This window comes from Bradyrhizobium sp. 1 (assembly GCF_023073315.1).
Classification (GTDB): domain Bacteria; phylum Pseudomonadota; class Alphaproteobacteria; order Rhizobiales; family Xanthobacteraceae; genus Bradyrhizobium.
In genome coordinates, this window is sequence record NZ_JADPJH010000038.1 from 85,149 (window position 1) to 110,062 (window position 24,914).

Genomic DNA, 24,914 nt, shown 5'->3' on the forward strand with positions numbered 1-24,914 from the left:
ATTAGCGGTAGCGATCAGGCCGATCGAGAAAGCTCCTGACATAGGCGGACGCCGCCTCCTCGACCGAGGTGAAGCCGCCATTATAGCCGGCAGCATGCAGCCGTTCGACGGAGGCCTGCGTGAAGTACTGATAGCTATTGCGGATCTGCATCGGCATATCGATATACTCGATCTTCGGACTTGCACCCAGGGCATCGTAGGTCGCCACGATGAGATCTCGAAAGCTTCGCGCCTGGCCGGTACCGACATTGAAGATGCCGCTGGCATTACCCGATGCCAGCAACCACATGATGACGCGCACGACGTCGTCGACATAAATAAAGTCGCGACGCTGGTCGCCATCGGCAATGCCCTCGCGGTGCGATTTGAACAGTTGGACGGTCTTGCCGGACTTGATGTCGTCGAACCGGCGCGCTAGCACGCTCATCATCGAGCCCTTGTGATATTCATTCGGCCCGAACACATTGAAGAATTTGAGACCCGCCCATTGCGGCGGCATTTTAGCGCCCTTCGCGAGCCGCTCGACGACCAGGAGATCGAACAGATGCTTGCTCCAGCCGTACAGATTCATTGGGCGAAGCTTCTTGAGGGCATCGGGCGAGAAATCATCGACGAAGCCTTCGTCGCCGTCGCCGTAGGTCGCGGCCGAGGATGCGTAGATGAACGGCGTCGCATTGGCCGTGCACCAGTCGAGCAGCCGCACGGACAATCGAAAATTGGTCTCGATGACCAGATCGCCGTCGGTCGCGGTCGTTTCCGAGATCGCGCCCATATGGATGACGGCGTCGAGATTGCGACCTTCGAGCCAGGCCGAAAGATCCGCAGGCGGCACCACGTCGGCGAGTTGGCGCTTGGCGAGATTGCGCCACTTTCCGTCGCAGCCGAGAAAATCGCACACCGCAATATCCGCGCGGCCCGCCTCATTGAGCGCAGCCACAATGTTGGAGCCTATAAAGCCAGCTCCTCCAGTCACCAGAAGCATTTATTGTTCCCCTCGAAGGTCTCTCGTCGCCTGCGCCGGTAGACGGACGCTCAAACAAGAGCAAAAATTGCGCCTAACTCCGCGAACCGGCGGCGTCCTCATCTCATACGGTTAAGGTCAATTCCTGACACCCGCCGCCTTAAAATGAACAAATATTCACTTTTAACCGAACGCGCTTTTGATCTGACCTGCAGGCCTGCTGTTAGCGCTTTCGTCGTCGAGTTTGAAGCACGCGCGTGACGGATTGAGATCTGCCACAGGAACGAAGTTAACTCGTGAGCGCATCACCGGCTGCGGCATTGACATGGCCACACCAGTCGCGCTCTACGCTGTGGCACAGCCGTTGCACAAGACAGATCAAACAACAGACGAAGGAATGTCGTCGTTCCCGTCCAATTCCACTTCAGCTCGCGCGTTGATGATTACGATGCCGGCTGATCATCATTAACCCCGAGCGAATGTGGTTGCCTTGTCCCAAGATCTAATTTCAGCGCATTTTCAAAGTTCCGTGGCGGGACTGACGCGCGCGGTACAGAGCCCTGAGCTGCTGGCCACCCTCCATACCATCGCAAGCGACATCGCCGCCGCATTGAAGTCCGGCAAGAAGCTGCTGTTGATCGGCAATGGCGGTAGTGCAGCGGATGCGCAACATATCGCGGCAGAGATCGTCGGCCGCTACAAGCGCGAACGACCGGCATGGGCTGCAATTGCTCTGACGACGGACACCTCGGCCCTTACAGCCATCTCGAATGACTACAGCTATGAAGAGGTCTTTGCCCGCCAAGTGCAAGGCTTAGGTCAGCCAGGAGACGTCCTGCTCGGCCTCACCACGTCAGGAAAATCACCAAACATCCTCGCAGCACTGAAGGTCGCGCGAGCCAAAGGCTTGACCACCGTGGGCTTTACCGGCGCAAAAGGCGAGAGCATGCGGGCCTTCTGCGATCACGTCCTGATCGCGCCGACGGAAGACACGCCTGTGATTCAGCAAATCCACCTGATGTCGGCGCACGGAATCTGCGACCAGATTGAGCACGTGCTCACGACAGAAGCCACGAAGGTTTGATCGAGGCAGAGCGTCAGGGCGTCGCTGAACGCCGTGCCCTCTGTTCGGGCGCCGAATCGTCGCGCGGAGCAGCGACGTCCTCGGCGCTCTCGCTATCGGAGTCCTTCGTTGCCGAAAGCCTTGCGATGACGGCAGCCTCGACCGCATCCACCGATATCGTCTCCATGACAGCGTTCTGCTGCGGATGGCTCTCGAAGCCAAAGTGAATATAGCCTGCCGCCGGATGCGATGAATCGACTCCGGTCGCCCCGCTGTTGCATGCACCCCACCGCGCGAAACGCGTCGGCCCGTGAAGACAGACGACGGGCGCGTCGAGTGCCGCGGCAAGATGCGCTACGCCCGTGTCAACGGTCACGAGCAACCTCGCCCGATTCAGCGCATAGGCCAGCTCTGGAAGGCTGAGGGCGCCGGCGAGCGAAAACGCGCTCTCGCTCGACGCTTTCGCTGCATCGAGAATCGCACCAACAGCAGCCTCGTCGGCTTGCGTGCCCGTAAAGCCGACGACAAACCCCTTGCCGGTCAGACGACGAACCAGCTCGGCCCAGCACGCTTGCGGCCAGGACTTCGGTGTCGCGGCCGACCCGCCGGGCGTTGCGTGCATGAGCACTAGTCTGTCATAAGGCAGCGCCTTCGATGGAGATCGCTCCAGCGGACGGATCGTCAATCGATACGTATCGAGAGGGCCGAAGAGTTCCGCCATCGCATGATGATTTGCGATTTCGTGGCGGTCACTGCGATAGGGGACTGTAACATCGAACGCTGGATGAATGCCCTGTCCCTTGGAACGAAAGCCGTATGTTGCCTTGGCGCCCGACAGCGAGGTCAACAAGGCAGTCAGCCTTGTCCACGGCGCACAATTGATCAAGACGTCGAGCCTGCTGTCTCTGAGCTCTCGCAGCGCCGAGCGCGGATTAGTGAAATCGCAGCGATGTCCTATCACCTCGGGCAGGAGAAACTGCACGGCGCTTCCGTTGAACGCGCTGTGGAAGACGTGAATCTCTGACGCCGGGTATAGTCGGTGAAGATGAGCCACCAGACCGGAGATTAGAAACATGTCGCCGATCGCAGACGGTTGAATCAGGCCGATGCGCGCAATGGCCTGAGGTAACCGACGCCGGCGCGGGCGCATCATTCCAACGATGTGGATCGCCGGAATCCCAAGATATCTGTCCAGCGACCTCTGTAGTTTACTCGAACGTGCCACTATCCTACCAGCCGTATGCCTGTTTGCGCTCCAACAGCATGAATGATTTGAAGATCAACTACCATCAATGATGTAACGTCTGGGCCCAGAATATGCACCCAATCAACTTCAATCATAGATACTCTCTCATTCCATGCCCACCTGATTTCTTGATCACAGTTTATTTGGGCGTCTCGAAGGCATTCGCACACATTTCCAGATGGACCAGCATGTCGGGCCGTTGGCGGGCTCGTGATCTACAGCCCATTGAAATTATTGCCGCAGAATTGGACACTGAAGTCCGATCCTTGAGCAAGCGAACGGTCCCGGAAAGAACTCAGGCGGGATGCACACGCTCGAAACCGCCTCTAGACGAACAGCCGTACATGAACAGGAACTCGTCACTCATGCGCTTCTTGGGGGCTCTCGCCTACACGCTCTCTGCCTGCGCCGTGGCATCGGCGCAAACCCCGCCTCCGGCTGGCGGCATGCAGAATCTGCGAAATCCGCCCGTCGTTGGCGGTACCGGAAGCCTCGCGCTTCCCGACAAGAACGACAGCAGCCGGTATCTTGGACAACCAAATCAACACAAGACGGTCACAGGACAACCCTGCGTTACGGTCAACGGTCTCGTTAAAGCGCAAATCGTTAATCCGCAGATTTCCGAACATGTTCTGCTGATTGCGAACGCCTGCAGCTATCCCATCAAGATCAAGCCTTGCTACTACCAATCCACGACATGTTTCCAAACCACGATCGCCGGCTATTCACGCCGGCAGCAGACCCTGGGATATTCAGCGGATAGAGAGTTCCGCTTTGCCTATACCGAAGACTTTAACTAGCCGGACGCCGCCGCATGACTTCGACAAATGCCGGAGCGCCTTCTCACCGACTGAAGCTTGGTCATGTCATCCGCATTCTGACACTGTGCCTTGGAGGCTTGGCGGGATTTCTGCGCGACCAAGCCTGCGCCGCTGAAACCACGCCAGTTGTTCTGCAATTAGTGGATCAGACGGACGTGTCGGCGGCTGGCGCAATTGTCGCATTGAAGGCCGGACTGTTTGCCAAGTATGGTCTTTCCGTACGAATTGAGAACATCGACGGTGGCGATGCAAGTCTTCAGAAAGGAGATGCCATCGTCATACGATTGCAAAACGCCCGCGAATTCCTGATTGCACGGGCTGCGGGAGTTCCGCTGGTTGTCATAGCGAGCAACTATATCGATAGTTCGGTCGTTTTCTATTTCCGGCGCGACCGCAAGATCCGGTCACCAGACGATCTCGTCGCCAAGAAGGTCGGGTATGATTCCAAATCCGACACCGGATTCGTCTTCGAATGGTTTCTCGGAAAGAACTCTGTTTCCAGATCCAGCCTAACCGAAGTCGCAACCAGTGCGGGGCCGAGTGGCATCCTCGACAACACGCTCGATGTACTCGTGGGCCATGCCGGTGTGGAGAACGTGGCATTCGAGCGGAACGGCGTGGACTACGATGTCCTCGATCCCAGACAATATGGCGTTCATATTCCGGGAACGGCCTATCTTACGACAGAAGCCAACATCCGACAAAATCCGGATGCTATCATCCGCTTTCTCCAAGCGCTGATCGCCGGTTGGGACCTTGTCTATATCGACCTCGATCGGACTGCGTCCATGCTGGCCCCGCCGGGGAGCCGCGAAAGCGAGATCGGCCTGCTGCGGCGCTCGCTCGAGCAACAACGCGAGTTCCTCAGGCCGGGAGGAGCTCGTTTCGGCGAGGTCCTGAAGCACAAATGGAGTGAGATATACGCGTACATGTTCCAGAAAAGACTGATCAGGTCGCCGATTGACCTGTCCCGCGCTACCGACCAAAAGTTGCTGACCGAAGCCTATCGGAGCGGCGGCAGAAAAATTGCTAAATAGTGTCACGGATCAGGGATTTTCAGATGACGATTCGACGAGTAATGGTCGCCGTCGTTCTTTTCATGGCATTGATGCCGGTGACGAGCGCGTTCGCGGGTTGCTCCTGCACCTGCGTGGACGGCCAAGTTCGGCCTGCTTGCAGCAACTCCTTCGACATTCCACCAATCTGCGCCGCGACGGCGTGTGCTCGCTCCAACACCACCACGCTCGGGGCTCCTCCGCTCGCCGGCAGCCGTTCCGCCTGCCGGGAGCAGCAGGTCTGCGACGCGTTTCAGCGCTGTGAATGGAAAACGGTCTGTCGCGGCGATCGTTAGATCGTTGCGCGTTTAATCGACCTGCCAAGGGCGTAACTCCGGCATCGAGACGCCTGGAATCTCGACCTCGATGCCGGCCCGCCGAAGATTCGTTGCAAGCTGCCTCTTGTACTTTTCGCGCACATCGGACAACGCCGCCAGGAGGGTTTCGTGGATAGGCCAACCAGGTCCGATCAGATTAGCGGTGCTCTCCCGCAAAAACCCTGAATCGACCATCACGGCAAACTCTTTCACCACGCGCTCCTGCAATCGCGGCGGCAACAATGGATAGGCAAGAAGTGCGTAATTGTTTCTCCTGAGAGCAATCCAACCTTCATTGGGCCCGAGCTCGTAGGATTTCGCCAGATAGCCGATGAGGTCCTCGTGGAAACCGGACCGCATTGCCTCGAGCCAAAACAGCGCAAACCACAAGAACGAATCTTCCGGGGCGCAAGCCAAGGACTTCCTGATCGTCCTGTTCGCTGCTGCGATCGCCTTTTGGCGCTCATCCGGATCGGAGTTCTCGATCGCGAGTTGAACGAGCCGGCCCCGGATGATGGCCGCATTATGCATGGCCTTCGGAAGGCAGACGTCAGACCGATCGAGCGCATCAAGTTCGGGGGTAACGCCTTCGATCACTTCGATCGGCAGACTATCGAAACGTACGATGCGCGCGGCGACCCCGTCGAGAGCAGCGTAGTTCCACGACAGCGGGCCAACGTCCTTCGCCCAGACCATCGCGCCGATGCCGATGCCGATGAGAGGAAACAGCGCGACCCTGGCGAGGAGCTGCATCAGCGATCAATCGATGTATCCATACCGATGATAATAGCTATTGTAGTAGTAGTTGCCGCGATGCACATCGTACCTGTTCAGCACGTCGATGTTGGCCTTGTTCAGGACAGTACCGATGATCTGGTCATGGAGCATAGGGGCATCCCTGAGCGCCTGCGTAATGGTATCGCGCTCCGTGCGGCCCCATTCGATCACGAGCACATAGGCGTCGATCAGGCGGGACGTCGAACGCACGTCGATGACGGGCGCCAGCGGCGACAGGTCGACAATGACCCAGTCAAATTTCTCCCGCAGGGCCTCCATCGTTTTGGCCATGGCGGACGACGCCAAAAATTCCGACGATTGAGCGATGCGATCCGGCACGACGGTGGGCAGGAAAGCGAGCTGGGTCGTGGGATCTCTCAAGAGCGCGGATTCGAGATCGGTCTTGCCCAGGACCACCTCAAGCAACCCCTGCGTCGCCGTGGGGGCGAGAGATCTGCTCAACGACGGATTGCGGATGTCGGCGTCGATTAAGACGACCCGGCTACCGGCCAGCGCGAGAATCTGCGCGAACGACGCGCTGATCGTCGTCTTGCCTTCATTCGGCAACGCTGAGGTGAACCCCAGAACCCGTGTCTTGTGATCCATGAAAGCAATATCGGCCGCCACCTTGATGGACCTTACCGCCTCGGTGAAGCGGGAAAACGGCGAATCCTGCACATAGCGCATAACGTCGTCGGCGATCATCAGCGCGCCCGACTGGGCCGTAACGTCAGCTGACGCGGGTCCGCGGGACGCTGCGCGTCCCGACCGAGGCTCACCACGACCGCCCCGGAGCCACGTGATCACGCCCCCAATTCCACCGAGCAAGGTGGGACGATGCGCCTTGACGCCCTTCGCATCCTGGCCGCCGATCTTGGGCGTGACCGCAAGACAGCTGACACCAAGAAGCGACTCGGCGTCGTTGCGCGTGCGGATCACCTGGTCCAGTGCATCTCGTGTCCAGCCTACGGCAAAACCGAGCAGGGAGCCACCGACGATGGCCGCGAAGATGATCAGCATCGTCTTCGGATCGCTCGGCGTCAGCGGCGGCGAAGCATCCGTGATCAGACGAGCGTCCGTCTGCGGGAACGATTGCTGCTGGACCGACAGCATGTAGAGCTGGAGGAAGTTGTCCGCCAGCGCACGCGCGCTCTGCGCGTTGCTGTCGAGATCGCGCAGCACGATCTGCGCCTGGCTCGTATCGTTCGACTGGTCGATGGTCGACCTGAGGCTGGCCTGGACGGATGCTTCGCGCGCCCGAGCGATCTCGAGGTCGCTCTTGTAGGACTCGCCGATTCTGCGGAGTTCGTCCGTGATGGACTTGCGGATCTCGCGCATCTGGTTGCGGATATTCACCACCGCCAGATGCTGGACGCCGTAGCGCTTGGACCAGTCCGCCTCGCGCGCGGAGAGGTCGAGATATTGCTGCCGCAGTCGCGTGATGACATCGTTCCGCAAGGAGTCCGTGACCGTGGCGATGTCCTTGAAGAGATCGTTCACGTCCCGATCTTCATCGTTAAGGATCGACGACAGGCGGTCGTAACGTGCCTGGGCTTCCGCAGTCTGCGCACGCGCGATTGTCAGTGCGCTGTTGGTTTCCGCGAGCTGCTGCTCCGTGAGCAGCCGGCCGCCGGTATCGACGATATTGTTCTTGGCCTTGTAGTCGGCAACAGCGCGATCTGCGGCAGAGGCTTGGGCGCGCAGCTCCTTCAGACGGTCCTGCAGCCAGCTCGCGGCACGTTTCGACGCCTGGTACTTGGCCTCCAGCGCGTCGACGAAATAGGCCTCCGCGATCGAATTAGCGATCTGCGCCGACAATTCCGAATCCCTCGACTTGTAGGACAGCTCGATGACGTAGCTCAGCGCCTTGCGCTTCACCGTGAGATTCCTCTGAAGCTGACTGAGGACGACGCGTGTCAACGTGCGTTCAGTCGACGGCTCACTCGCGAAGAACAACTTCATGACCGACGAGAGCCAGCTCGTTTCCGTGCTGACGAACTCAGGATTGTGGATCAGGTCGAGGTCCTTGATGACGGCCAGCGCGACCTTCTCGGATTTCAGAATTTCCACCTGGCTGTCGACCGTCGCCGAATCCAATGGGGTGTCGACCCCAAGCGGCGACGATGACGACTGCTGGTTCAGCATCTGCGTTTTGCGACTGTCAATGAGCAGCGCCGCCGTGCTGGTGTATTTCTTCTGCGCGGTCATGCAGTAGGCAGCCGCGAGGGTGACACAGACGAGGACCGTGAGGACGATGTAAGGCAGCTGTCGGCGGATCAGAGCCCGCACCGCAAGGAGCGAATCCTGCGAGGTTAGTACTTCGCGTTGGGGCTGCTCTGGTGCGGTTGGCGAGGATCGAAGGGCCTTTGGGTCAACCTGAAGCATGAATCGTCCTGTTCACCGGTACAACACAGATAAGCCGGTGCTTGCCGGCTTATCGTTCGGGTCGCTTCGGAAAGTGAGCGGAGGTCCGCTACTGGCTTACACTGCTCGATGAAGTGGTCGATGAGGTGGACACCGCGCTGATGCCGGAGACACCACCACTGAAATAGCTGACCCCCGTTGTGGCGGTTCCATTCGAACCGAAGGGTGTACCCGTCGGAGTGCCATTGGAACTGGTCGTCGTCGGATTTGTCGAGCCGCCTACGCCACCAGCAGAGACACCGCCGCCGCCGCCACCACCGCCGACTGCTCCGATCGGGTTGCCGGTTGCGAGTGCGAAATTGGTTTGGGCAGGCGTCGATGTCGCCTTCGCCAGCGCTTCGGCGATATCGGTCGCAAATTTTGGATCCGGGATCTTACAATCGTTCGCCGCACCACCCAGCCCGGTACCGATCGCACCCTGCTGTGCGACACTCGCGGTCTTCAGCAGTTCGACTATGGCGGGCAGCGTCCGGGGGTCAGAAGCGACCAGGTTTTCGATCGCCCTTGTGAAAGGATCGTTCGTCGACTTGGGGTTCGGATTTGCGTTCGCCGGATCGTTCAACAGCGACGCGGGGTTGTTGAGGAAGTCAGAAATCGCCTGGGGCGACATCTGCTTGTCAGGGGCGAGACACGCAGCCCACGCACCTTGACTAATCAGGACCGTCGTCGCGACGGCCGCCAGAATTGAACGCGGGAAAATCCGAGTTGCCGATTGATGCATATTTTGCACTCCTTTAATTCTTTAATTTATATCATAGTTTTCAGCGCTCTGTCGCATCTTTTGCAGTGCAAGATGGCATCCGTGAGGCTAATTATTGCTAATTGCTTAATTCGGGCAGGATCGCGCTTTTTTCAATGACAGGACGGCGGTCCGTGCCTGTCAGGGACCGCGGTCTGAATGACTGTGTCAGCCCGGCCCCGAGAACAGCAAAAAACACGACTGAAAACGCCGGAATCTGGAGCGGGAAATCGACCATAGTATGCAGCGTGACGGCGACGAGGATCCCGAATGCTGCAGCCGGAAGCCCCACCCGACGGCGGCGCACGAAAATGCCGTAGGCGAGCACGACGCCCATTGCGATCCAGCCGATGGCAAGCAGGCCCGCCATCGGCACACCCACTTCGGAGGCGAGTTCCAGCAGCGTATTGTGGGCGCGGTCCCAAACACCCCAGGCCGACACGAGCGGGCTTCGGTAAGCGGGAAACACCCATGGAAACGACCCCAGACCGGTGCCTAACCACGGGTTGGACTCAATGATCCTCCACGTCGAGAGATAGGCCTGCCAGCGACCTTGATCCGAAACCCCTTCGACACTGACCCGCTCGGCAACCCCGCCCCCGAGGAACTGGATCAGCATGCCCGCGCCGACGACCGCCGCCAACCCAGCGATGGCAAGCGAGCGACGAGATGGTAGCGATCGATGAAAAAAGCCAAGAAGAGCAATGATCAGCCCGACAACTGATGCTAGCGATCCCGCGCGAGAACGGGTCATGAACATCGCGACCAGGCAGACCAGCAACGCAAGCGCTGGCGGTAGCAACTCACTGTACAAGACCGAGCGCCAGTTCCGCAGGTTAAGCCGACCAGGTGCCTGTCTTCGGATCGCTTCCGAGAGAAATACCGACCAGACCACAGCACAACAGCCGAAATAAATGGCGGCCGTATTCCGATTGTAGAAAGTCGCCGTCAATTCGGCGAGATACGCGACCTTGTCGTAACCGAGGATCTTCGACGGATCGATCAAATAGGAGACGATACCAAATATCGCATAGAGCAGGCCGCTCCAGGCAAAGGTCGCGAAGATTGATCGCGCGTAAGCGCCCTTGGCCCCGAGCACGAATGCACAACTCAGAGCGAGGACGGCGAGCAGAAACGGCCCCTGTGAGAGGACCGGCTGAAACCGCATCGCGGACGGGATCGGCTCCAAGGGCGTCGAAAGCAGCTTGGCCGTCTCAGCCCAGATCGGATTGTCGAGCCAGTCAGACGCTGGCGACGGCCAGATCTGCAGCAGGAGCACCGCGATCCAGCAGGCACAGAACGCCCAGAGAGAAAAAAGGACGATCGCGCGCCTTGATCCCAGCCGCTGGAACGAGGCAAGCACACCGGCCACACCGAGCACGGCCACCCACACCACGATCGACGGCAGTCCCACCGAGCCAAACGGCATCGGTGAGAGCACCATCGTGATGCAAAGCAGCGTTAAAGAGGCAAGACCGGACCAGCGGCGAAGGGTTCTCGCTAAACGCTTCACTGCCGCAAGTTGATTCTCAATATCTGCGCGTTGTTCGCCGCGACAGTCGTATCGTTGGCGGTCGCGATGATCAGGCGCACATACTGGAGCCACTTTGCCGAATCCACCGTCGCCGCGTTCGCAGCGAACAGCACGTCCTTGTCGCGCATCTCGAACTTGGTCGCCAGGAAGAAGCCGGCAGGATCTCTGAGGTCGACATTGTAGATCACCGGCACCAGCGGCCCGACATACTTCGAGCAATCAACACCCAGCCGCTCAGCCAGCTCGCGCGGCTCGCGCCGATAGACGTAAACGCCCTTTGGCTCAGCCTGCGCGTCGAGCAGACCCCCCGCCTTGCCGAGCGCCTGCGCCATGTTGATCTTCCACATATCGAACGTGAACTGGCCCTGCTGCCCCTGGGCGCCGAATGCCAGGAAGACCTGCGGCTCGCGGTAGACGTAGATCGTATCGTTAGGATGGACCCAAACGTTGTTCGCAGGCTGATAGACCAGCGCACCAAACGGCACGGTGGCACGCTTGCCGTTACGCTCAAGCGTAACCCAGGTCTCGTAGCCCTGCCCCTTAATGCCGCCGGCTCGTGAGATCACGTCCAGGATATGTTCACCTGCCGCATTGGCCTGCAAACGCTGCGGCGTATTGACTTCGCCAAGCACGCTGATCAGCGACGTGTTCTGCGTGATCAGGGCGACCACGACCTGCGGCTCAATGGCGCGGTTGCCGATGGCACGGACGATATCCTGCTGGATTTCTCCCGGTGTGCGACCCGCGGCCTTCACGGCCCCCGCATAGGGAACGGTGATATTGCCGGCCGAATCGACATTCTGGTTCGGAAGCTGAACGAAGTTCCCAGGACGCACGCCGGCTTCGGCAGGAATGAAGAGACCGCCTGCAGCAGCTTCGAAGATCGTAACGGAGACGACGTCACCGATACCGAACTTGATCGATGCCGGCGGGCGGTTGTCCGGGAAGGACCCCGCAATCGCACCGGGACCGTACTCTTTGAGGATATCAACAGCGGAAGCGGTAAGCTTCACCAGCCCATAGTCGGGCCCCGCCTGAGTAACCTCACTTTTGATAACGTGGTCTTCTGGGCCAGAACTCGGCATGAGCGAGCACCCTGCCGTGCTCAGCATGGCAATAATTGCCAATACCCCTCTGAAAGCGCCCCTGTTCAAAACCGTTCCCCAATCACAATTTACGCTTGCGAGGATTGGTGGAAATAGCCAATTGAGTCAACGCGATTTGGATGACAGACCGCAAGTAACCGGAACTTGTTGCGCCGCAGTTACAGGTAGCTCGATCCGAACAGGAATTAAGCACGCGTTTGCCTAGGAAATCTTGCGTAAGCCACTTTCCTGGTCACTATTTCAACTAACAAGCTTCAATAGGCGTTGCGAGACCGCACCAACTCCAGGCAAGTCAGGACCAAAATCTTGACGTCAAGCGCCAAGCTCCAGTTGTTGATGTACCAGAGGTCGCAATCGACCCGGCCCTTCATCTGCTCCACTCGCGCGGTCTCGCCGCGGAAGCCCTTGACTTGCGCCCAGCCCGTAATGCCCGGTTTGACATGATGCCGGAACGCATAGGCGGAGAGCAGATCGCCATAGTGGTCGTCATGCGCCAGCGCATGCGGCCGAGGCCCAACGAGCGACATGTCTCCAAAGAGAACGTTCAGCAGTTGCGGAACCTCGTCAATGCTAGACTGCCGCAAAATCCTGCCGACCCGCGTCACACGCGGATCGAACCGCCTCGCCTGCACGACCGACGCTCCATCCTCCATCACGGTCATCGTCCGGAACTTGAAGATGGGGAATTGCTTGGCGTTGAACCCCTTGCGCCGCTGACGGAAGAACACCGGACCAGGTGAATCCAGTTTGATCGCAATCGCACTCAGCAGCATCAGGGGCGTAAGGATGATGAGGCCGAGCGCAGCCCCCGTCATGTCGACGAGGCGCTTCGAAAGCTGCTCCGTGCGCGACAGCGGGCCACGCTGAATTTCGATCGACAAGGATTTGCGTAGGCGGAACGAGGGATTTTCGGCGAGCGAGCGGATCCGTCGATCGGGAAGCAGCTGCACCGGAAGTGGCGAAATCCTCAGCTGATCGCGAACCAGCTCCAGCTTGCGCGTGTCGTTCCATGGGAAGGCAAGCACGATTTCGTTCGCGCCCCGTTCACGCGCGATCGCTAGCGCGCGACTAAGAGAAGCCGATTCGTCGTCGGTCATCGAGAACCGGGTGTTATCATTGCTCGAGAACACGACGCGCTCGATTTCGGTGAGACCGAAGCGCTCAAGAAGCTCATCAACCCCGAGCGTTGCAAGCTCATTGCGGGTTCCAAGAACGATCGCGCGGCGGCCCTGAACTTGACCTTCAGCAACTGCGCTCGCAACAAACCGTTTGGAAATGCGCCGGAACAGCAAAAGCAGAGACAGAGCCAACAGCCCGAAGCAGATGATCGAGCCGCGGGAAAATGACGCCCCAGCCTTCAGCAAAAAAGCGAGCAGCGTCAACAGCAGGCTCACCAGCGCCCATTGCCCGAAAATCCGTCCGAAGTCTTTTCTCTTGGAGAAGGCGGTCCGCAAATCGTAGAAGCCGCTGGACTGGCCGATCAGCACATAAAGCAAAGCCGCCGTCATGCCCGCGCCGAGCAACTGGTCGGCGTTCTTGAAATCCCCCATAACAAACATCTGATAGAGCCCGCCGCCAAGGAGGCTCGCCGAGATGATCAGGCACGCATCGATGAAAGCGAGCGTGTTCTGAATCGCAAAATACGGCAGCTTGAGCTTGTGGCCGGCACGGCCGATCTGGACGGGGCGCGGGTACAGGCCACTGGCCTCCTCGGACGCTGTCTCTGCAAGGCGCTTTGCAAGTTGCTCGCGTTGCTCTAGGTCGGTTGAACTCTGAGGGATCAAGATCGCCTCCCAATACAGCAAGGCCACTAATTCTATTTTTAGCTAAAAAACCACAACAATTATTGCAATGCAACAAAATTGCGCAACGCAGCACTTCACAACTTTATGTAAGTAAGTTACTGCCAACAAATTAAGCATGCAGTCAAGCAGGGACTTGTGAACAAACATCAACAGCTTTCGCTGACCCGGAGAATGCGTCCGGGGGTCGTATGTGCATTGGCTTTCGCGGCGCTGGTCTTCAGTGGGTACATGACACTCGCACACGCCCAGCGGCTGCAGAATTGTGTGCCGGGCGCCGGCACGTCCCGAACAGAAAGCTGTGACGAGGAGGCTGCAAGGGTCGCCAATGCGCGAACCCAGACAACAATGCTCGGCGATGGCTGGCAGCTGGCTGAAACGCGGGATTCGAGCAGCAACGCCGAAATCATCTCAATCATGCACGTCGCGGACATCTCGAAATCGGACATCAACCTCGCCGGATTAAGTCTGCGCTGCGGCCAGAACGGGCTCGACGCCGTTCTGATCCTGCTTGAACCGCTTCGTCGCGCCAGTCACCCAACTGTGGTGGTAAAGACCGACACGAAAAGGTCTGAATTCGAAGCGGCCGTCATTCAGGGCGGGGAGGCGTTGCTCTTGTCGGGGCTTGCCTCGAACTTGACAAACAGCGCGTGGCAAACGGCCAGTGAACTGTCGATCGAGATTGCGGCAAGTCCCAATCCGATCAAGGGCATCGTGCCGATCCGGGGGCTTGCAGTAGCGCTCCGTTCCCTGCCGACGAACTGCTTAACCAAATAGCGAAGTCGTCGCGACGAAAACCCTCATTTCATAGTTTTTTAGGGAACCGGGTGAAATGGTGGCAGCCGGAGATTTCGCATGATTCCGGCCGCAATATTCTTGTTTCTCGTGGGCGCGGTCCTGGCGTGGGCATTCCGCGTCTGGATCCTGATGCCGCTGTCGCTGTTGGCGATCCTGTTCGCGATCGTGCTCGACCTAGTCTCCGGCGCCACGTTCCTTGAGGCCTGCGGGCACAGCCTTCTCGTCGGGATGACGCCGCAATTCGGCTATGCGTTCGGTTTGCTCGCACGATCGGCGCTGTTGGGCTTGCGGGCACCTCTGCTGCCGAAATCGTCCCGCAATGCTTCGGTCGCGGTGCTCTACAAGAAGAACGCGATGAGGCGGCCTCACTGAGGCCACGCCTTCGCCATCACATGGTCCACGCGAGCCAGCTGCCCGGAATCGGGGATAGCCGCAGCGTTTGGCGTTACGCCTTCCATATGCGATAGTCGGTGGCAATTGCGTCAGATGTGACCTGTCATATCTCGGTCACGTCACCACCCGAAGCCTTTGAAACTTGCTGATCGCCTTCCGACTTCTCACCATACTTTTGGCCGCCATCCCTGCACTTGCGATCGCAAACGACGCGGTCGCGCGGCATGGCATCGTCCTGACTGCGGCGGTTCTCGCAGCGCTGTCCGCGGCAACCGTTCCGCAAGGCGACCTGTCGGTCGTTTCGCCGCCGCTGCGGCGCGTATCGATCGCGATCGTCTTTCCCGTTGCCTGGATGGTCCTACAGATCGTGCCGCTGCCGTTCGCCACGCTGGTGAACCCGATCTGGTCGACGGCGACAGCCGCCATGGGCGAAGCTTCCAAATGGGGGCATGTCAGCATAGACCCTGGGGCCACGCTGCGAAGCCTCGCTTTCTATCTGGCGATGCTGGCGCTGATGATTTCCACGGCTTTCGTCGCAAGGGATCGCAAGCGGGCCGAGACGGCTTTCTTTGTCGTGACCCTTGCGGTGACGATCGTGTCCGCCGAAGTTCTGATTGGCCAGACCAGGCCCTTCGCCGGGATCATCCCATCCGCGGGTAGTGCAGCTTCAGACATGTTCGTCGCCTTGGGTCTGTTGGCAACACTTTGCAATGGCGCAGTTGCCATCATGGCCATCGAACGGCATTTGAGCCGGAAGGCTTCAACAGAAGACTCGTCTTTCGTTCCATTGCTGCGTCGGCTCGGCCTGGCCCTGCTAGGCATCGGCATTTCGGCGGCAGCAACGGCGATCCTTGCACCAGGTTTCTCGGTCGCGGCCCTGATCCTCGGACTAGCGGCGCTAATCTTCGTCGCAATCCTTCGTCGCCTCGGCTTTCAGCCATGGCCATCGACGATCCTGTTTCTGATCGTTGCCGGGATCGCCGTTGCGATCATCTTTCCACATTTGCGGGGAAATTCGGCTGGTGGGATCGCCGGATTCGCGATCTTTTCGACTGCCGAGGGGCTCGCGCTTGCGACCCGGATCCTGGCCGATACGCCCTGGCTCGGAAACGGCGTCGGAACGTTCCGCGCACTGACCTCGGTGTATGGCGATTTCGGCAGCGCTCCGCAGGGAGCGCCGACGACTGCACTGTCGATCGCGGTCGAGTGGGGATGGCCAGCCTTCGCAATTCTGGCTGTGCTGGCCCTTCACCTCTTCGTTTTTCTCTTTGGCGGCGCCATTCGGCGGGGACGGGATTCCGTCTTCGCATCGGCGGGCGCTGCGAGCGTCCTGATCGTGGCCGCCGAGACCTTTTGTGATGCGAGCTTGCTCGCCCCCGAGGTTCAGGTCATCGCCGCGGTCATTGTTGGGCTCGGCCTCTCGCAGAGCGTCGGCCGAACCAGCAAGCTGAAATAGATCGCCTTACACGCCGCGGCCCGCAATTGTCGCCCAAAGCCGGTGATGGGTCGGCGTCTGGATCCGCACCCAATGGTACGGCGCGCGCGACCACGGCCTGATCTGTGGCGTCAAATTGTCAAGGACCAGGTCGCCTCCGTTGGTCCGGACCACCAAAACCAGGTGATGTTCACCCGAACTGACGACGACCTCGCTCAGCAGAAGCGCACGCGCCGGCCAGCCCCGGCTGAGAAGTTCGTGGCGCTTGCTGACGGCATAGTCGTTGCAGTCGCCGCGATCAGGATTGATCAGCCATTTCTCTGCGGCGAGCCCGAGATCATTTCGTTCCGGAACGATCTCGCGATTGACGCTTTGATTGATCTGCTTCAACTCGGCCCAACGTTCTTCCGTCAGCTTCACCGGTCCACCACGGAACGTCGGACGCTTGCGGCACTCGTCCTCGTATCGGACGCAGAACTGCAGGAAGGCAAAAGGCGGCATCGTCGGCGTTTCGAACTTGATATGCTGAATTGCAGCCTGCAGGCCCATCGGCATACCCAACAATCCGGCGTGAGCCCCTTGGATTCCCATCGACATTGCCACGATGGCCGTGGCAACCAGAGCAGAAAGCTTGCGCATGTGTCGCATCCCCGTATTTCCTTGAGGGGAAGCTAGATGTAAAGATTTGAAATTCCGGGCTTATTTGACCATCAATTAGGATCAAATGCGGCTCATGGCCTACTGAATTCGTTTACGATGTGAGTACGGTCAAACTATCCGAATCATGCTGCTGCACGGGTCGCCAGAGCTCCAGATGTTCAAATGGTCACGCGCGAGGACGCAAAGGCGGAAGCCGAGACTGCCGGAGGGGATTCGCATCTACGCCATCAGCGACATTCACGGATGCGCCGATCTGCTTCAGCAAATGTTCACCGTGATCGACAAGGATTTGACCACCATCGGCTCCAGACGCCCAATCCACGTCTTCCTCGGTGACTATGTCGATCGCGGTCCGGACTCCTGCCGAACGATCGAAATGCTGATCGAGCGAGGACGCAGGCACGAATCGGTGTTCCTGAAGGGCAACCACGAGGCTTTCCTGGCCGACGTACTCAAAGATCCGTCACAGCTCGATCAGTGGAAGCAGTACGGCGGCCTCCAGACACTGACGTCCTACGGTCTGAGACCCTCGCTCAATCCCGACGCAGCCGAGCAGACCGAGTTGGTCAAGGAGCTCGCGACGAAAATTCCCCTCCGACAGCAAGGCTTCTTTGATAGCCTGCGGCTGCGTTTCGTCTGCGGGGATTTCTTCTTCGTTCACGCCGGCGTCAAACCCGGGGTACCGCTCGCGCAACAGCAGGAACAGGATCTGCTCTGGATCCGCGAGGAGTTTCTCCAAAGCGAGCAGCACTTTGGCAAATACATCGTTCACGGACACACGCCAGTACAGGAGCCGGACATACGTCCTAACCGGGTCAACATTGACACTGGCGCCTATGCAACAGGCAATTTGACCTTGCTGACCATCCAGGGCGATAGTCTCCTAGCCCTATAGCGAAGTCCTGTTCTCCGATGAAGCCTACCACGCGATTCCGCATTGTTCTGATGACCCTTGGACTGGTGCTGGGCTGCTATGACCTCGCATCTGTGGCCTCAGAGTTGAGCGCGATACCACGACCTGCATTCCCGTCCGATCCTGCAAAAATTACCGCGCCGGCAGGCGAGGTGCCGGCATGGCTCGAGGCCGTTCCGCTGTTCAGGTCGGATCTGGAAGGCAATCACGCCCTGATCGCCGCGCTGCAAGCGATCCAGCGCGGGAACGCTGCCAGCGGCGCGGCCGCCGATAGCACCCGTGCCCGTTTGCGCGTCAGGCAGGCGCTTTCTGCGGCTCCCTGCGACGCAGACCTGTGGCTCGCCCTCGCCCTACTCGAGAGCCAACACGATCCCAGCGGCCCCGCCCTGCTCGAGGCGCTGAAGATGACGTACTTTACCGCCCCGAACGACGCACGGCTGATGCCGGTGCGACTTGATACCGCAACCCTGTTCGATGCACTGATTGACCCAGACCTCGCGGAGCTGGCGCGTGGCGACGTGCGGCTGATGCTGACGCGGCAGGCCGACTTGAAAGCGGCGGTCGTTCAGGCCTACCGGCGGGCGTCGAAGCAGGGCAAGGGATTCCTCGATCAAGCGATCAAGGCTATTGATCCGTCCTTCGTCGCCACCCTGCGCGGCTAAGCCGATCGGACCGCGCCTGCGCGCTTCGCTTGCCCGATTGCGCCGGACCGTCTAAGGTTAACGGCAATTGGGGAAATAGAACCATGCGATCTGTTCTTGGACTTCTCGCGCTCGCGTCGAGCCTGATGGTCTCCGCGGCGCCTTCCTTTGCCGCCGATTACGCTGTCCCATCTGTTGCGGTACGCCACGCATCACGCGTCCCATACATCGATCGCGGCCCGAATCCCTATTGCGGCCCGCGTTGCGGGTGCCCAATCGTGGTTCATGTCCGCCATAGGAGCCTGGAGCGCTACTATCCATCGAGCTTCGATCCGCGCACTAGGAATGAGGATCCGAACTATGCCTATGGTCGAGTGCGAACATATGCTCGTTTTGCAAATCCGGCCTTTCCCGAGCGGGTCTTAGACTATTGATCTCTTCGGGTAGGGTAGGCCTGATTACGCTGCGCGTGGCAGTGATTCGGTCAAGTTTGGCTAGACAGAGTACGGCCGCCGCTAATTGTTGACGACCGGCGGCCTGAACCCCGGGAAACGGCTCAGCATTGCTGCCTTCAGAAATTTGAAGTGAGCGATCGAGGAGCCAAGCTCCTTGAGCCGTCGCTGGCCGTTCAGGATTTCCTTATCGAACAGATCCTGGTGATGATTGTCCAGGTCCTCACGCTCGAGATATTCGTCGTCACCGTTGCCAAACGTCACGGCGGCCCGCGCCAGCACGTCCTCGACCCGCCGGTTCAGGCCCGATTGCTCGCGCTCGGCCGCATCCAGGGCATCCTCGATCGCGATCATGATGGCCTCGATACGGGACTGGTCGGTCTCGGCATCGCGCTCGGGTGAACGGGCACGGAACTCCTGCTCGGCCCGGCTGTGGCCTCTCAGGAAGCTGTGGGTACGGGCCCGCAAGAACAGCTGAAACATGCGTGCATTTTCCGGTTGGAGGCGCCAGACCAGAAAATGGGTCCGGGATGGTTAATAAAGACTGAAGCTAGCGGGCTGTTCGCTGCGGCTTTGCGCCATCCAGGCCTTCCAGGCGCCATCGTGCTTGGCGTACAGCTCTTGCCAACGCTGCTCAACGGGCCAGAGGACGCTCTCGTCGGGCACGATCTGGCAATCTGCCAGATAGGTGACCGGCTGGCTGTCCAGGCGTTCGAACTCGAAGGTCTCTTCAAGCGTCAGGCCGATCAAAACGCGCCGCCCGCCTGCATCAACGAAATATCGCCGCGGGGCGTTATTCCTGAGATCAGTCATGGCGCGTTGCCTCTCTCGATATCCCCGGACCACTTAGCGAGGCGGCGGCCATGGGCCCAGACGAACAGCGGCACACCCACAACCGGTACGACCAACGCAACGAGCCACATCATCAACTCTAATCCCAACTCAACAGCACACGGCGGCAATCATTGACCTGCAAAATCCGTGCGCAACCTAGCCACCATCAACCCGGCAGACAACGGCTGCACCGATTTAACCTAACCCGACATGGTTACCTCGTCATCGCGGCGGCATTCCACCATCCGCCCGCTGCATACACGCGCTGCGACCAAGACACCTCGACTTCCTTCCGGTTGCATATACTCAGAATGCCCTTCGCGTGGCCGGCCGGGATGCAGAGGGCCCATAGGGTGCGTAGAGTTGGCGCATCTGCTTGCGCTTGCGCGATCGCCAAGCGCGCGCGGCATAGCCAACACCGAAGCCGGCGAAGAAGATCAAGATCACGATCAGGACTGGTGCCATTGGGAAATCTTTTCATTTGCAGAACGTTCCCTTTCCCCAGACACAGCATTCTCATCGTGCAGTTGTGTCGACATAATGATGAGTGCTGCTGATTTCGTTGTCAGGCGCGAGAAATCTTGGGCAGCAACATGCTTGTGGATCGATCATCCGCGTGCAGTCAGCTGAGGAACCACAGGATCAGTTTCACCAGCAACAGCATGATGAAATAGACCCAGCCTGCCATCGCGATCAGCGCCACGCTGAAGAACGCGCCTTGAAATGCCCGTTCTTTGATCTTGGTGAGAGGCAATGTCGCCCAGGCTTTTTGAAGCATCTGCGTATTCGCGTTGATTGTTTGCACGATCATAGCCGAACAAATTCGACCATCTCGTGACGCGTCACCGTGAGATGAGGCGCAGGAATTCATCGAGAGACAATTCTCAGTGGCAATGTTGCATGCACGCATCATGATTGGTCAATTACGAACCAGTGTTGCTACGACAGTCACGACTTCGCACGCAACGACCCGATTCGAATCGACTGGCATGAACTTGCAAGGCATCAGCGCGACGCAGAAATGAAATGTCGCGCAATCGAGCTAGCGCGGAGCGATCGGCACGAAATCGGTAGACTGCCCATCTGCGCCAGAGCGGCCGCGAAACAGGAATAGACCCTTATCTGTCGAGACGATGTCCCCAGGCTGCAGCGTATCGTCGCTCAGCACCCGCTGGGTGGCTATCCTCTCCGGCGGAGCCGGCGCGAGCGTGCGCAGCGGGGCATTGAGCTGCCAATCCCGCCGCGCCAGCGCGGCGCGCTTGCGTGCCTCCTCGATCCTGAGCTTCCAATCCTCGCGGGGAATCAAACTGTCGCGAGAAAGAGCCATATCGGTCGCCGGCTCCTCGGCCGCCGGTACCTCGTCGCCAGTACGGACCGGCCCCGGCCAGGCCTGCGCGGCCACGACCAGCACCACGGTTGCGAAGAAATAAGCCTTCGTGCGGGTCATTGCGATGGTCCGAACATGCCGCGCAGTATAGTCCGGGATGCAGCCGCTGTCTGCCGGGCGCCGGGATCCAGAACCAGCTTGCACGCGCCGAGGCATGCATTATCACAAGGCGGACATCCGGCATGAGCTTCGAGGACATATGAAGGGCATCATCCTGGCGGGGGGAACGGGCTCCCGGCTTTATCCCGTCACCGCCGTGGTGTCGAAGCAGCTCTTGCCCGTCTTCGACAAGCCGATGATCTATTACCCGCTATCCACCCTGATGTTCGCCGGTATCAGGGATATCCTCATCATCACGACGCCACAGGACCAGCCGCTGTTCCAGCGGCTGCTCGGCGACGGCTCCGAGGTCGGCCTCTCCTTCTCCTATGCCCATCAGGACAGCCCGCGCGGACTGGCGGACGCCTTCATCGTCGGCCGCAACTTCGTCGGCAAGGATCCCGTCGCCCTGGTGCTGGGCGACAACATCTTCTATGGCAACGGCCTGCCGGAGATATTGAACCAGGCTGCGGCACGCCTGAACGGAGCCACGATCTTCGGCTATCCCGTCAACACGCCGGAGCAATATGGCGTGGTCGAGCTCGACGCCAGCGGACGCGCGCTGTCCATCGAGGAGAAGCCGGCGCAGCCGCGCTCCAATATCGCCGTGACCGGGCTCTATTTCTACAACAACGACGTTCTCGACATCGCCGCCGGAATTACCCCCTCCCCGCGCGGCGAGCTCGAGATCACCGACATCAACAGGGCCTATCTCGCGCGCGGAGAGCTGTACGTGCGGCTGATGGGCCGCGGCATGGCCTGGCTGGACACCGGCACGCATTCCTCGCTGGTCGAAGCCAGCCATTTCGTCCAGATCCTCGAGCAGCGCCAGGGGCTGCGCATCGCCTGTCCCGAGGAGATCGCACTGCGGCAGGGTTACATCTCGCTTGAAGCCTTCGAGAAGCTGGCGCAAAAGAACGCCAGGAGCAGCTACGGCCAATATCTGCTGTCGGTCTACCGCTCGTTCGGGCGCGAGGCGGGCGGCGCCTGAAGCAGAGACCGCATGCGCTTTGACGGCATCACCATCTTCGTGACGGGCGGTGCGGGCTTCATCGGCTCGGCCGTGATCCGCCATCTGCTGACGGACACCGGCGCACGTGTTGTCAACATCGACAAGCTGACCTACGCAGCCAATCTCGACTCGCTGCCGGGAGCCTCCGACCATCCGCGCTATGTCTTCGCGCAGCAATGCATCGGCGAGAGCGCCGGCCTGCGCGCGCTGTTCGAGACGTATCAGCCGGACGCGGTGATGAACCTCGCGGCGGAAAGCCATGTCGATCGTTCGATCGACGGCCCGGCACAGTTCATCCAGACCAATGTGGTGGGTACGTTCACCCTGCTTCAGGAAGCGCTACGCCATTGGCGAGCGCTGACGCCAGAGAACCGCACGCGCTTTCGTTTTCTTCATGTCTCGACCGACGAGGTGTTCGGATCGCTCGGCGCCACCGGCCAGTTCAGCGAAGACACTGCCTACGCGCCGAACTCGCCCTATTCGGCGAGCAAGGCGTCGTCCGATCATCTCGTCCGCGCCTGGCGGGAGACGTACGAGCTCCCCACCATGGTGACGAACTGCTCGAACAATTACGGGCCCTATCATTTTCCCGAGAAGCTGATCCCGCACATGATCACTCGCGGATTGGCCAACGAACCGCTGCCGGTCTATGGCGACGGCGGCAACGTCCGTGACTGGCTCTATGTCTCCGATCATGCGGAGGCGCTGACGCAAGTCGTCGAGCACGGCAGGGTCGGCGAGACCTACAACATCGGCGCGCGCTGCGAACGGACCAATCTCGACGTGGTGGAACGCATCTGCGATCTGCTCGATGAGATCTCGCCCGCCACCGCGAAGCGCCGCGGCCTGATCAGCTTCGTGACCGACCGGCCCGGCCATGATCTCCGCTACGCCATGGATCCCGGCAAGATCGAGCGCGAACTCGGCTGGCGTCCGCGCGAGGATTTCGAGAGCGGGCTTGCCAAGACCGTGCGCTGGTTCTGCGACAACCGGACATGGTGGCAGAATATCCTCGATCGCGGTTACCAGCGCGCGCGGATCGGCCTCGGCTGACGAAAACCCCGTGGTACTACGGAGCGATCAGCGCCGATTTCATCCCGGTAAGGTTGAGCGGTTAGCTTAACCCGCGTTGTTTGTTGCGAACGCCCGGGGATCGCATATCCATCATCGCACCGGGCTTCCCCAAGCCCGGCCCACCCAAGCGAAGCCGTCGAGCGAACATGGGTCCGCTTGGCGGCTTTGTCTTTGTGTCGATGAGAGGATGATTTCGGTTATGGCGCGCAGGCCCTGGTCGTTCAAGGAAGATCGCCGGTTGATGGAGCTGGCCAAATCTTCGACTTCGCTGGAAGAGGCGGCGAAACTTCTTGGTCGCTCGCCCGATGCGATCAAGCGCATGGCGTTGCGGCTCGGCCTCGCGCTGAAATCGAAGGCCGGCAAGAAGGGCTGACAGCCCACGCCGAGCCCGCAGCCCGGAACTCCCTGGCTTAACGACCGGCCGCTCTCCAATTTGTCTCAGCAGGACTTGCTGAGAAGACGGAACCTCGGTCGTGGCGTTGGGCCCCAAGGCCAGTCACGCCGGCAGGTACCAACTGAGCGAAACCAGGCTCAAGCGACGTTCGCCCCACTCCTGACGCGCCAGCTCGCATTTCGTGAACCTGACGCGCGACCACGGCTCTCGCGTCGCCGGCGACGATATCGGCACCGATCAAAGATTCTTCGTCGAGACCGTCGCGGTGTATGATCACGGTGGATGCTGCTTGCAATCCGGACAAGAGCCGCAATTTTGCGCAGGCGAATCCGTGATGCACACAATCGTCGCCAAACTTCCGCTCGATAGCTGCCCGATGATCCTCACGATAGCCGAACCAGTGAGGATCGTGGTCATGAGGCACATCAAGTGGATCCTGGCTATCTCAATGGTGATTTGCGCCGAGCAGACTTCCGCGACCTCGCAGGATGATCGCGTTTTGCCACCGATGGCGTTCACGCTTTTTTGCACGCGCTATCCGGTGGAATGTAACCCGCAAGCAGGAACTCAGCAGGCGGTTGACCGATTCGACTTCGCGGCGCTTTGGCATCAGCTAAACGTGGTCAACACGGCGGTGAACACCAGCATCACGCCAACCAGCGCGACAGATGCGATGGACCTCAATTGGCAAATCTTTCCACAAGAGGGCAATTGCGCAGACTATGCGGTGACCAAACGCCACTTGCTGCTAAATGCCGGCTGGGCCTCGTCCGCGCTGTTGCTCGCGGAGGTCGTCATCCGCAAGACAGGCGAGCACCATCTTGTACTCATCGTGAAGGAGGATGGGGACTACCTGGTTCTTGACAATCGCAGGCCCGCGATCATCAAGCTCTTACAGGCACTTAGGGACTACAGTATCGTTCGAGCCCAAAGTGATGGAACCTCCAGGCTATGGACGCGGGGCCTGACATAAGTGA

Annotated in this window: 26 protein-coding genes; 12 read left to right on the forward strand and 14 right to left on the reverse strand. The window is 59.6% G+C overall.

Annotated features, from left to right (window positions below; translation table 11 throughout):
• Position 1: 1 nt before the first annotated feature.
• Positions 2-982, reverse strand: a complete 981-nt coding sequence (gene rfaD, locus IVB29_RS36305) for an ADP-glyceromanno-heptose 6-epimerase (RefSeq protein WP_247508229.1) — start codon at positions 980-982, stop codon at positions 2-4.
• A gap of 469 nt (positions 983-1,451) precedes the next feature.
• On the opposite strand from rfaD, the gene IVB29_RS36310 reads away from it, so the two are divergent.
• Positions 1,452-2,045, forward strand: coding sequence for a D-sedoheptulose 7-phosphate isomerase (locus tag IVB29_RS36310; RefSeq protein WP_247508230.1), 594 nt, complete (start codon positions 1,452-1,454; stop codon positions 2,043-2,045).
• A 13-nt stretch (positions 2,046-2,058) separates the two neighbouring features.
• On the opposite strand, the gene IVB29_RS36315 is transcribed toward IVB29_RS36310, so the two are convergent.
• Entirely contained in the window at positions 2,059-3,177 is a 1,119-nt protein-coding gene (locus IVB29_RS36315) for a glycosyltransferase family 9 protein (protein WP_247508231.1), read from the reverse strand.
• Between the two features lie 437 nt (positions 3,178-3,614).
• Between IVB29_RS36315 and IVB29_RS36320 the strand changes: the two genes are divergently transcribed.
• The gene (locus tag IVB29_RS36320) at positions 3,615-4,070 is read left to right on the forward strand and encodes a hypothetical protein (protein WP_247508232.1); all 456 of its coding nucleotides are present in this window, start codon (positions 3,615-3,617) and stop codon (positions 4,068-4,070) included.
• A 14-nt stretch (positions 4,071-4,084) separates the two neighbouring features.
• Positions 4,085-5,128: an ABC transporter substrate-binding protein gene (locus tag IVB29_RS36325; protein WP_247508233.1), complete on the forward strand. Its 1,044-nt coding sequence runs from the start codon at positions 4,085-4,087 to the stop codon at positions 5,126-5,128.
• A gap of 19 nt (positions 5,129-5,147) precedes the next feature.
• Here the strand turns inward: IVB29_RS36325 and IVB29_RS36330 are convergent, their stop codons facing one another.
• The 7 genes from IVB29_RS36330 to IVB29_RS36360 all read right to left on the reverse strand — a co-directional run bounded on the left by IVB29_RS36330 (position 5,148) and on the right by IVB29_RS36360 (position 13,827).
• Positions 5,148-5,333 (reverse strand): hypothetical protein, encoded by a 186-nt coding sequence (locus tag IVB29_RS36330; protein WP_247508234.1) that lies wholly within the window; start codon positions 5,331-5,333, stop codon positions 5,148-5,150.
• A gap of 121 nt (positions 5,334-5,454) precedes the next feature.
• Positions 5,455-6,216, reverse strand: a complete 762-nt coding sequence (locus IVB29_RS36335) for a hypothetical protein (protein ID WP_247508235.1) — start codon at positions 6,214-6,216, stop codon at positions 5,455-5,457.
• Positions 6,217-6,222: 6 nt separating this feature from the next.
• Positions 6,223-8,625, reverse strand: a complete 2,403-nt coding sequence (locus IVB29_RS36340) for a polysaccharide biosynthesis tyrosine autokinase (RefSeq protein WP_247508236.1) — start codon at positions 8,623-8,625, stop codon at positions 6,223-6,225.
• A gap of 88 nt (positions 8,626-8,713) precedes the next feature.
• Positions 8,714-9,385 (reverse strand): hypothetical protein, encoded by a 672-nt coding sequence (locus IVB29_RS36345; protein ID WP_247508237.1) that lies wholly within the window; start codon positions 9,383-9,385, stop codon positions 8,714-8,716.
• Between the two features lie 97 nt (positions 9,386-9,482).
• Entirely contained in the window at positions 9,483-10,916 is a 1,434-nt protein-coding gene (locus IVB29_RS38465) for an O-antigen ligase family protein (RefSeq protein ID WP_247508238.1), read from the reverse strand.
• Positions 10,913-12,022: a polysaccharide biosynthesis/export family protein gene (locus tag IVB29_RS36355; RefSeq protein ID WP_247508239.1), complete on the reverse strand. Its 1,110-nt coding sequence runs from the start codon at positions 12,020-12,022 to the stop codon at positions 10,913-10,915. Before IVB29_RS36355 ends, IVB29_RS38465 begins: the two co-directional genes overlap by 4 nt.
• Positions 12,023-12,297: 275 nt before the next feature.
• Positions 12,298-13,827, reverse strand: coding sequence for an undecaprenyl-phosphate glucose phosphotransferase (locus IVB29_RS36360; protein WP_256466937.1), 1,530 nt, complete (start codon positions 13,825-13,827; stop codon positions 12,298-12,300).
• Positions 13,828-13,983: 156 nt separating this feature from the next.
• Between IVB29_RS36360 and IVB29_RS36365 the strand changes: the two genes are divergently transcribed.
• The 3 genes from IVB29_RS36365 (at position 13,984) to IVB29_RS36375 (ending at position 16,492) form a co-directional block, all read left to right on the forward strand.
• Complete coding sequence (locus IVB29_RS36365) at positions 13,984-14,622, forward strand: hypothetical protein (protein WP_247508240.1); 639 nt, start codon at positions 13,984-13,986, stop codon at positions 14,620-14,622.
• A 78-nt stretch (positions 14,623-14,700) separates the two neighbouring features.
• Complete coding sequence (locus tag IVB29_RS36370) at positions 14,701-15,015, forward strand: hypothetical protein (protein WP_247508241.1); 315 nt, start codon at positions 14,701-14,703, stop codon at positions 15,013-15,015.
• A 163-nt stretch (positions 15,016-15,178) separates the two neighbouring features.
• The gene (locus tag IVB29_RS36375; RefSeq protein ID WP_247508242.1) at positions 15,179-16,492 is read left to right on the forward strand and encodes a hypothetical protein; all 1,314 of its coding nucleotides are present in this window, start codon (positions 15,179-15,181) and stop codon (positions 16,490-16,492) included.
• Positions 16,493-16,498: 6 nt separating this feature from the next.
• On the opposite strand, the gene IVB29_RS36380 is transcribed toward IVB29_RS36375, so the two are convergent.
• Complete coding sequence (locus tag IVB29_RS36380; protein ID WP_247508243.1) at positions 16,499-17,110, reverse strand: transglutaminase-like cysteine peptidase; 612 nt, start codon at positions 17,108-17,110, stop codon at positions 16,499-16,501.
• Between the two features lie 175 nt (positions 17,111-17,285).
• On the opposite strand from IVB29_RS36380, the gene IVB29_RS36385 reads away from it, so the two are divergent.
• Together IVB29_RS36385 and IVB29_RS36390 are read left to right on the forward strand one after the other, a co-directional pair.
• Positions 17,286-18,026, forward strand: a complete 741-nt coding sequence (locus tag IVB29_RS36385; RefSeq protein WP_247508244.1) for a metallophosphoesterase family protein — start codon at positions 17,286-17,288, stop codon at positions 18,024-18,026.
• Positions 18,027-18,076: 50 nt separating this feature from the next.
• A complete protein-coding gene (locus IVB29_RS36390) occupies positions 18,077-18,706 on the forward strand; it encodes a hypothetical protein (protein WP_247508245.1) in 630 nt (209 codons plus the stop codon).
• Positions 18,707-19,200: 494 nt separating this feature from the next.
• Here IVB29_RS36390 and IVB29_RS36395 read toward each other — a convergent pair whose 3' ends face one another.
• The 4 genes from IVB29_RS36395 to IVB29_RS36410 all read right to left on the reverse strand — a co-directional run bounded on the left by IVB29_RS36395 (position 19,201) and on the right by IVB29_RS36410 (position 21,418).
• The gene (locus IVB29_RS36395) at positions 19,201-19,620 is read right to left on the reverse strand and encodes a hypothetical protein (RefSeq protein ID WP_247508246.1); all 420 of its coding nucleotides are present in this window, start codon (positions 19,618-19,620) and stop codon (positions 19,201-19,203) included.
• Positions 19,621-19,671: 51 nt separating this feature from the next.
• Positions 19,672-19,950 carry a hypothetical protein gene (locus IVB29_RS36400; protein ID WP_247508247.1) on the reverse strand — a complete coding sequence of 93 codons (279 nt, stop codon included), beginning with the start codon at positions 19,948-19,950 and terminating at the stop codon, positions 19,672-19,674.
• 643 nt (positions 19,951-20,593) lie between these two features.
• Complete coding sequence (locus IVB29_RS36405; protein WP_247508248.1) at positions 20,594-20,776, reverse strand: hypothetical protein; 183 nt, start codon at positions 20,774-20,776, stop codon at positions 20,594-20,596.
• A gap of 237 nt (positions 20,777-21,013) precedes the next feature.
• A complete protein-coding gene (locus tag IVB29_RS36410) occupies positions 21,014-21,418 on the reverse strand; it encodes a hypothetical protein (RefSeq protein ID WP_247508249.1) in 405 nt (134 codons plus the stop codon).
• Between the two features lie 139 nt (positions 21,419-21,557).
• Here IVB29_RS36410 and rfbA point away from each other — a divergent pair, with 139 nt between their 5' ends.
• The 4 genes from rfbA to IVB29_RS36430 all read left to right on the forward strand — a co-directional run bounded on the left by rfbA (position 21,558) and on the right by IVB29_RS36430 (position 24,910).
• On the forward strand, positions 21,558-22,448 hold the full coding sequence (gene rfbA, locus IVB29_RS36415) for a glucose-1-phosphate thymidylyltransferase RfbA (RefSeq protein ID WP_247508250.1): 891 nt from the start codon (positions 21,558-21,560) through the stop codon (positions 22,446-22,448).
• A 12-nt stretch (positions 22,449-22,460) separates the two neighbouring features.
• Positions 22,461-23,522: a dTDP-glucose 4,6-dehydratase gene (gene rfbB, locus IVB29_RS36420; RefSeq protein ID WP_247508251.1), complete on the forward strand. Its 1,062-nt coding sequence runs from the start codon at positions 22,461-22,463 to the stop codon at positions 23,520-23,522.
• Positions 23,523-23,742: 220 nt separating this feature from the next.
• Positions 23,743-23,916, forward strand: coding sequence for a hypothetical protein (locus IVB29_RS36425; RefSeq protein ID WP_247508252.1), 174 nt, complete (start codon positions 23,743-23,745; stop codon positions 23,914-23,916).
• Positions 23,917-24,118: 202 nt separating this feature from the next.
• A complete protein-coding gene (locus tag IVB29_RS36430) occupies positions 24,119-24,910 on the forward strand; it encodes a transglutaminase-like cysteine peptidase (RefSeq protein WP_247508253.1) in 792 nt (263 codons plus the stop codon).
• Positions 24,911-24,914: the final 4 nt, after the last annotated feature.

What these genes read in the sequence shown, in the direction of transcription:
- IVB29_RS36325 (WP_247508233.1), top strand. Translation starts at nt 4,085, where the DNA reads ATGACTTCGACAAATGCCGGAGCGCCTTCTCACCGACTGAAGCTTGGT.
- rfbB (WP_247508251.1), top strand. Translation starts at nt 22,461, where the DNA reads ATGCGCTTTGACGGCATCACCATCTTCGTGACGGGCGGTGCGGGCTTC.
- IVB29_RS36370 (WP_247508241.1), top strand. Translation starts at nt 14,701, where the DNA reads ATGATTCCGGCCGCAATATTCTTGTTTCTCGTGGGCGCGGTCCTGGCG.
- IVB29_RS36385 (WP_247508244.1), top strand. Translation starts at nt 17,286, where the DNA reads ATGTTCAAATGGTCACGCGCGAGGACGCAAAGGCGGAAGCCGAGACTG.
- IVB29_RS36395 (WP_247508246.1), bottom strand. Translation starts at nt 19,620, where the DNA reads ATGTTTCAGCTGTTCTTGCGGGCCCGTACCCACAGCTTCCTGAGAGGC.
- rfaD (WP_247508229.1), bottom strand. Translation starts at nt 982, where the DNA reads ATGCTTCTGGTGACTGGAGGAGCTGGCTTTATAGGCTCCAACATTGTG.
- rfbA (WP_247508250.1), top strand. Translation starts at nt 21,558, where the DNA reads ATGAAGGGCATCATCCTGGCGGGGGGAACGGGCTCCCGGCTTTATCCC.
- IVB29_RS36425 (WP_247508252.1), top strand. Translation starts at nt 23,743, where the DNA reads ATGGCGCGCAGGCCCTGGTCGTTCAAGGAAGATCGCCGGTTGATGGAG.
- IVB29_RS36410 (WP_247508249.1), bottom strand. Translation starts at nt 21,418, where the DNA reads ATGACCCGCACGAAGGCTTATTTCTTCGCAACCGTGGTGCTGGTCGTG.
- IVB29_RS36380 (WP_247508243.1), bottom strand. Translation starts at nt 17,110, where the DNA reads ATGCGCAAGCTTTCTGCTCTGGTTGCCACGGCCATCGTGGCAATGTCG.
- IVB29_RS36400 (WP_247508247.1), bottom strand. Translation starts at nt 19,950, where the DNA reads ATGACTGATCTCAGGAATAACGCCCCGCGGCGATATTTCGTTGATGCA.
- IVB29_RS36345 (WP_247508237.1), bottom strand. Translation starts at nt 9,385, where the DNA reads ATGCATCAATCGGCAACTCGGATTTTCCCGCGTTCAATTCTGGCGGCC.
- IVB29_RS36315 (WP_247508231.1), bottom strand. Translation starts at nt 3,177, where the DNA reads ATGATGCGCCCGCGCCGGCGTCGGTTACCTCAGGCCATTGCGCGCATC.
- IVB29_RS36390 (WP_247508245.1), top strand. Translation starts at nt 18,077, where the DNA reads ATGACCCTTGGACTGGTGCTGGGCTGCTATGACCTCGCATCTGTGGCC.
- IVB29_RS36340 (WP_247508236.1), bottom strand. Translation starts at nt 8,625, where the DNA reads ATGCTTCAGGTTGACCCAAAGGCCCTTCGATCCTCGCCAACCGCACCA.
- IVB29_RS36335 (WP_247508235.1), bottom strand. Translation starts at nt 6,216, where the DNA reads ATGCAGCTCCTCGCCAGGGTCGCGCTGTTTCCTCTCATCGGCATCGGC.
- IVB29_RS36355 (WP_247508239.1), bottom strand. Translation starts at nt 12,022, where the DNA reads ATGCCGAGTTCTGGCCCAGAAGACCACGTTATCAAAAGTGAGGTTACT.
- IVB29_RS36320 (WP_247508232.1), top strand. Translation starts at nt 3,615, where the DNA reads ATGAACAGGAACTCGTCACTCATGCGCTTCTTGGGGGCTCTCGCCTAC.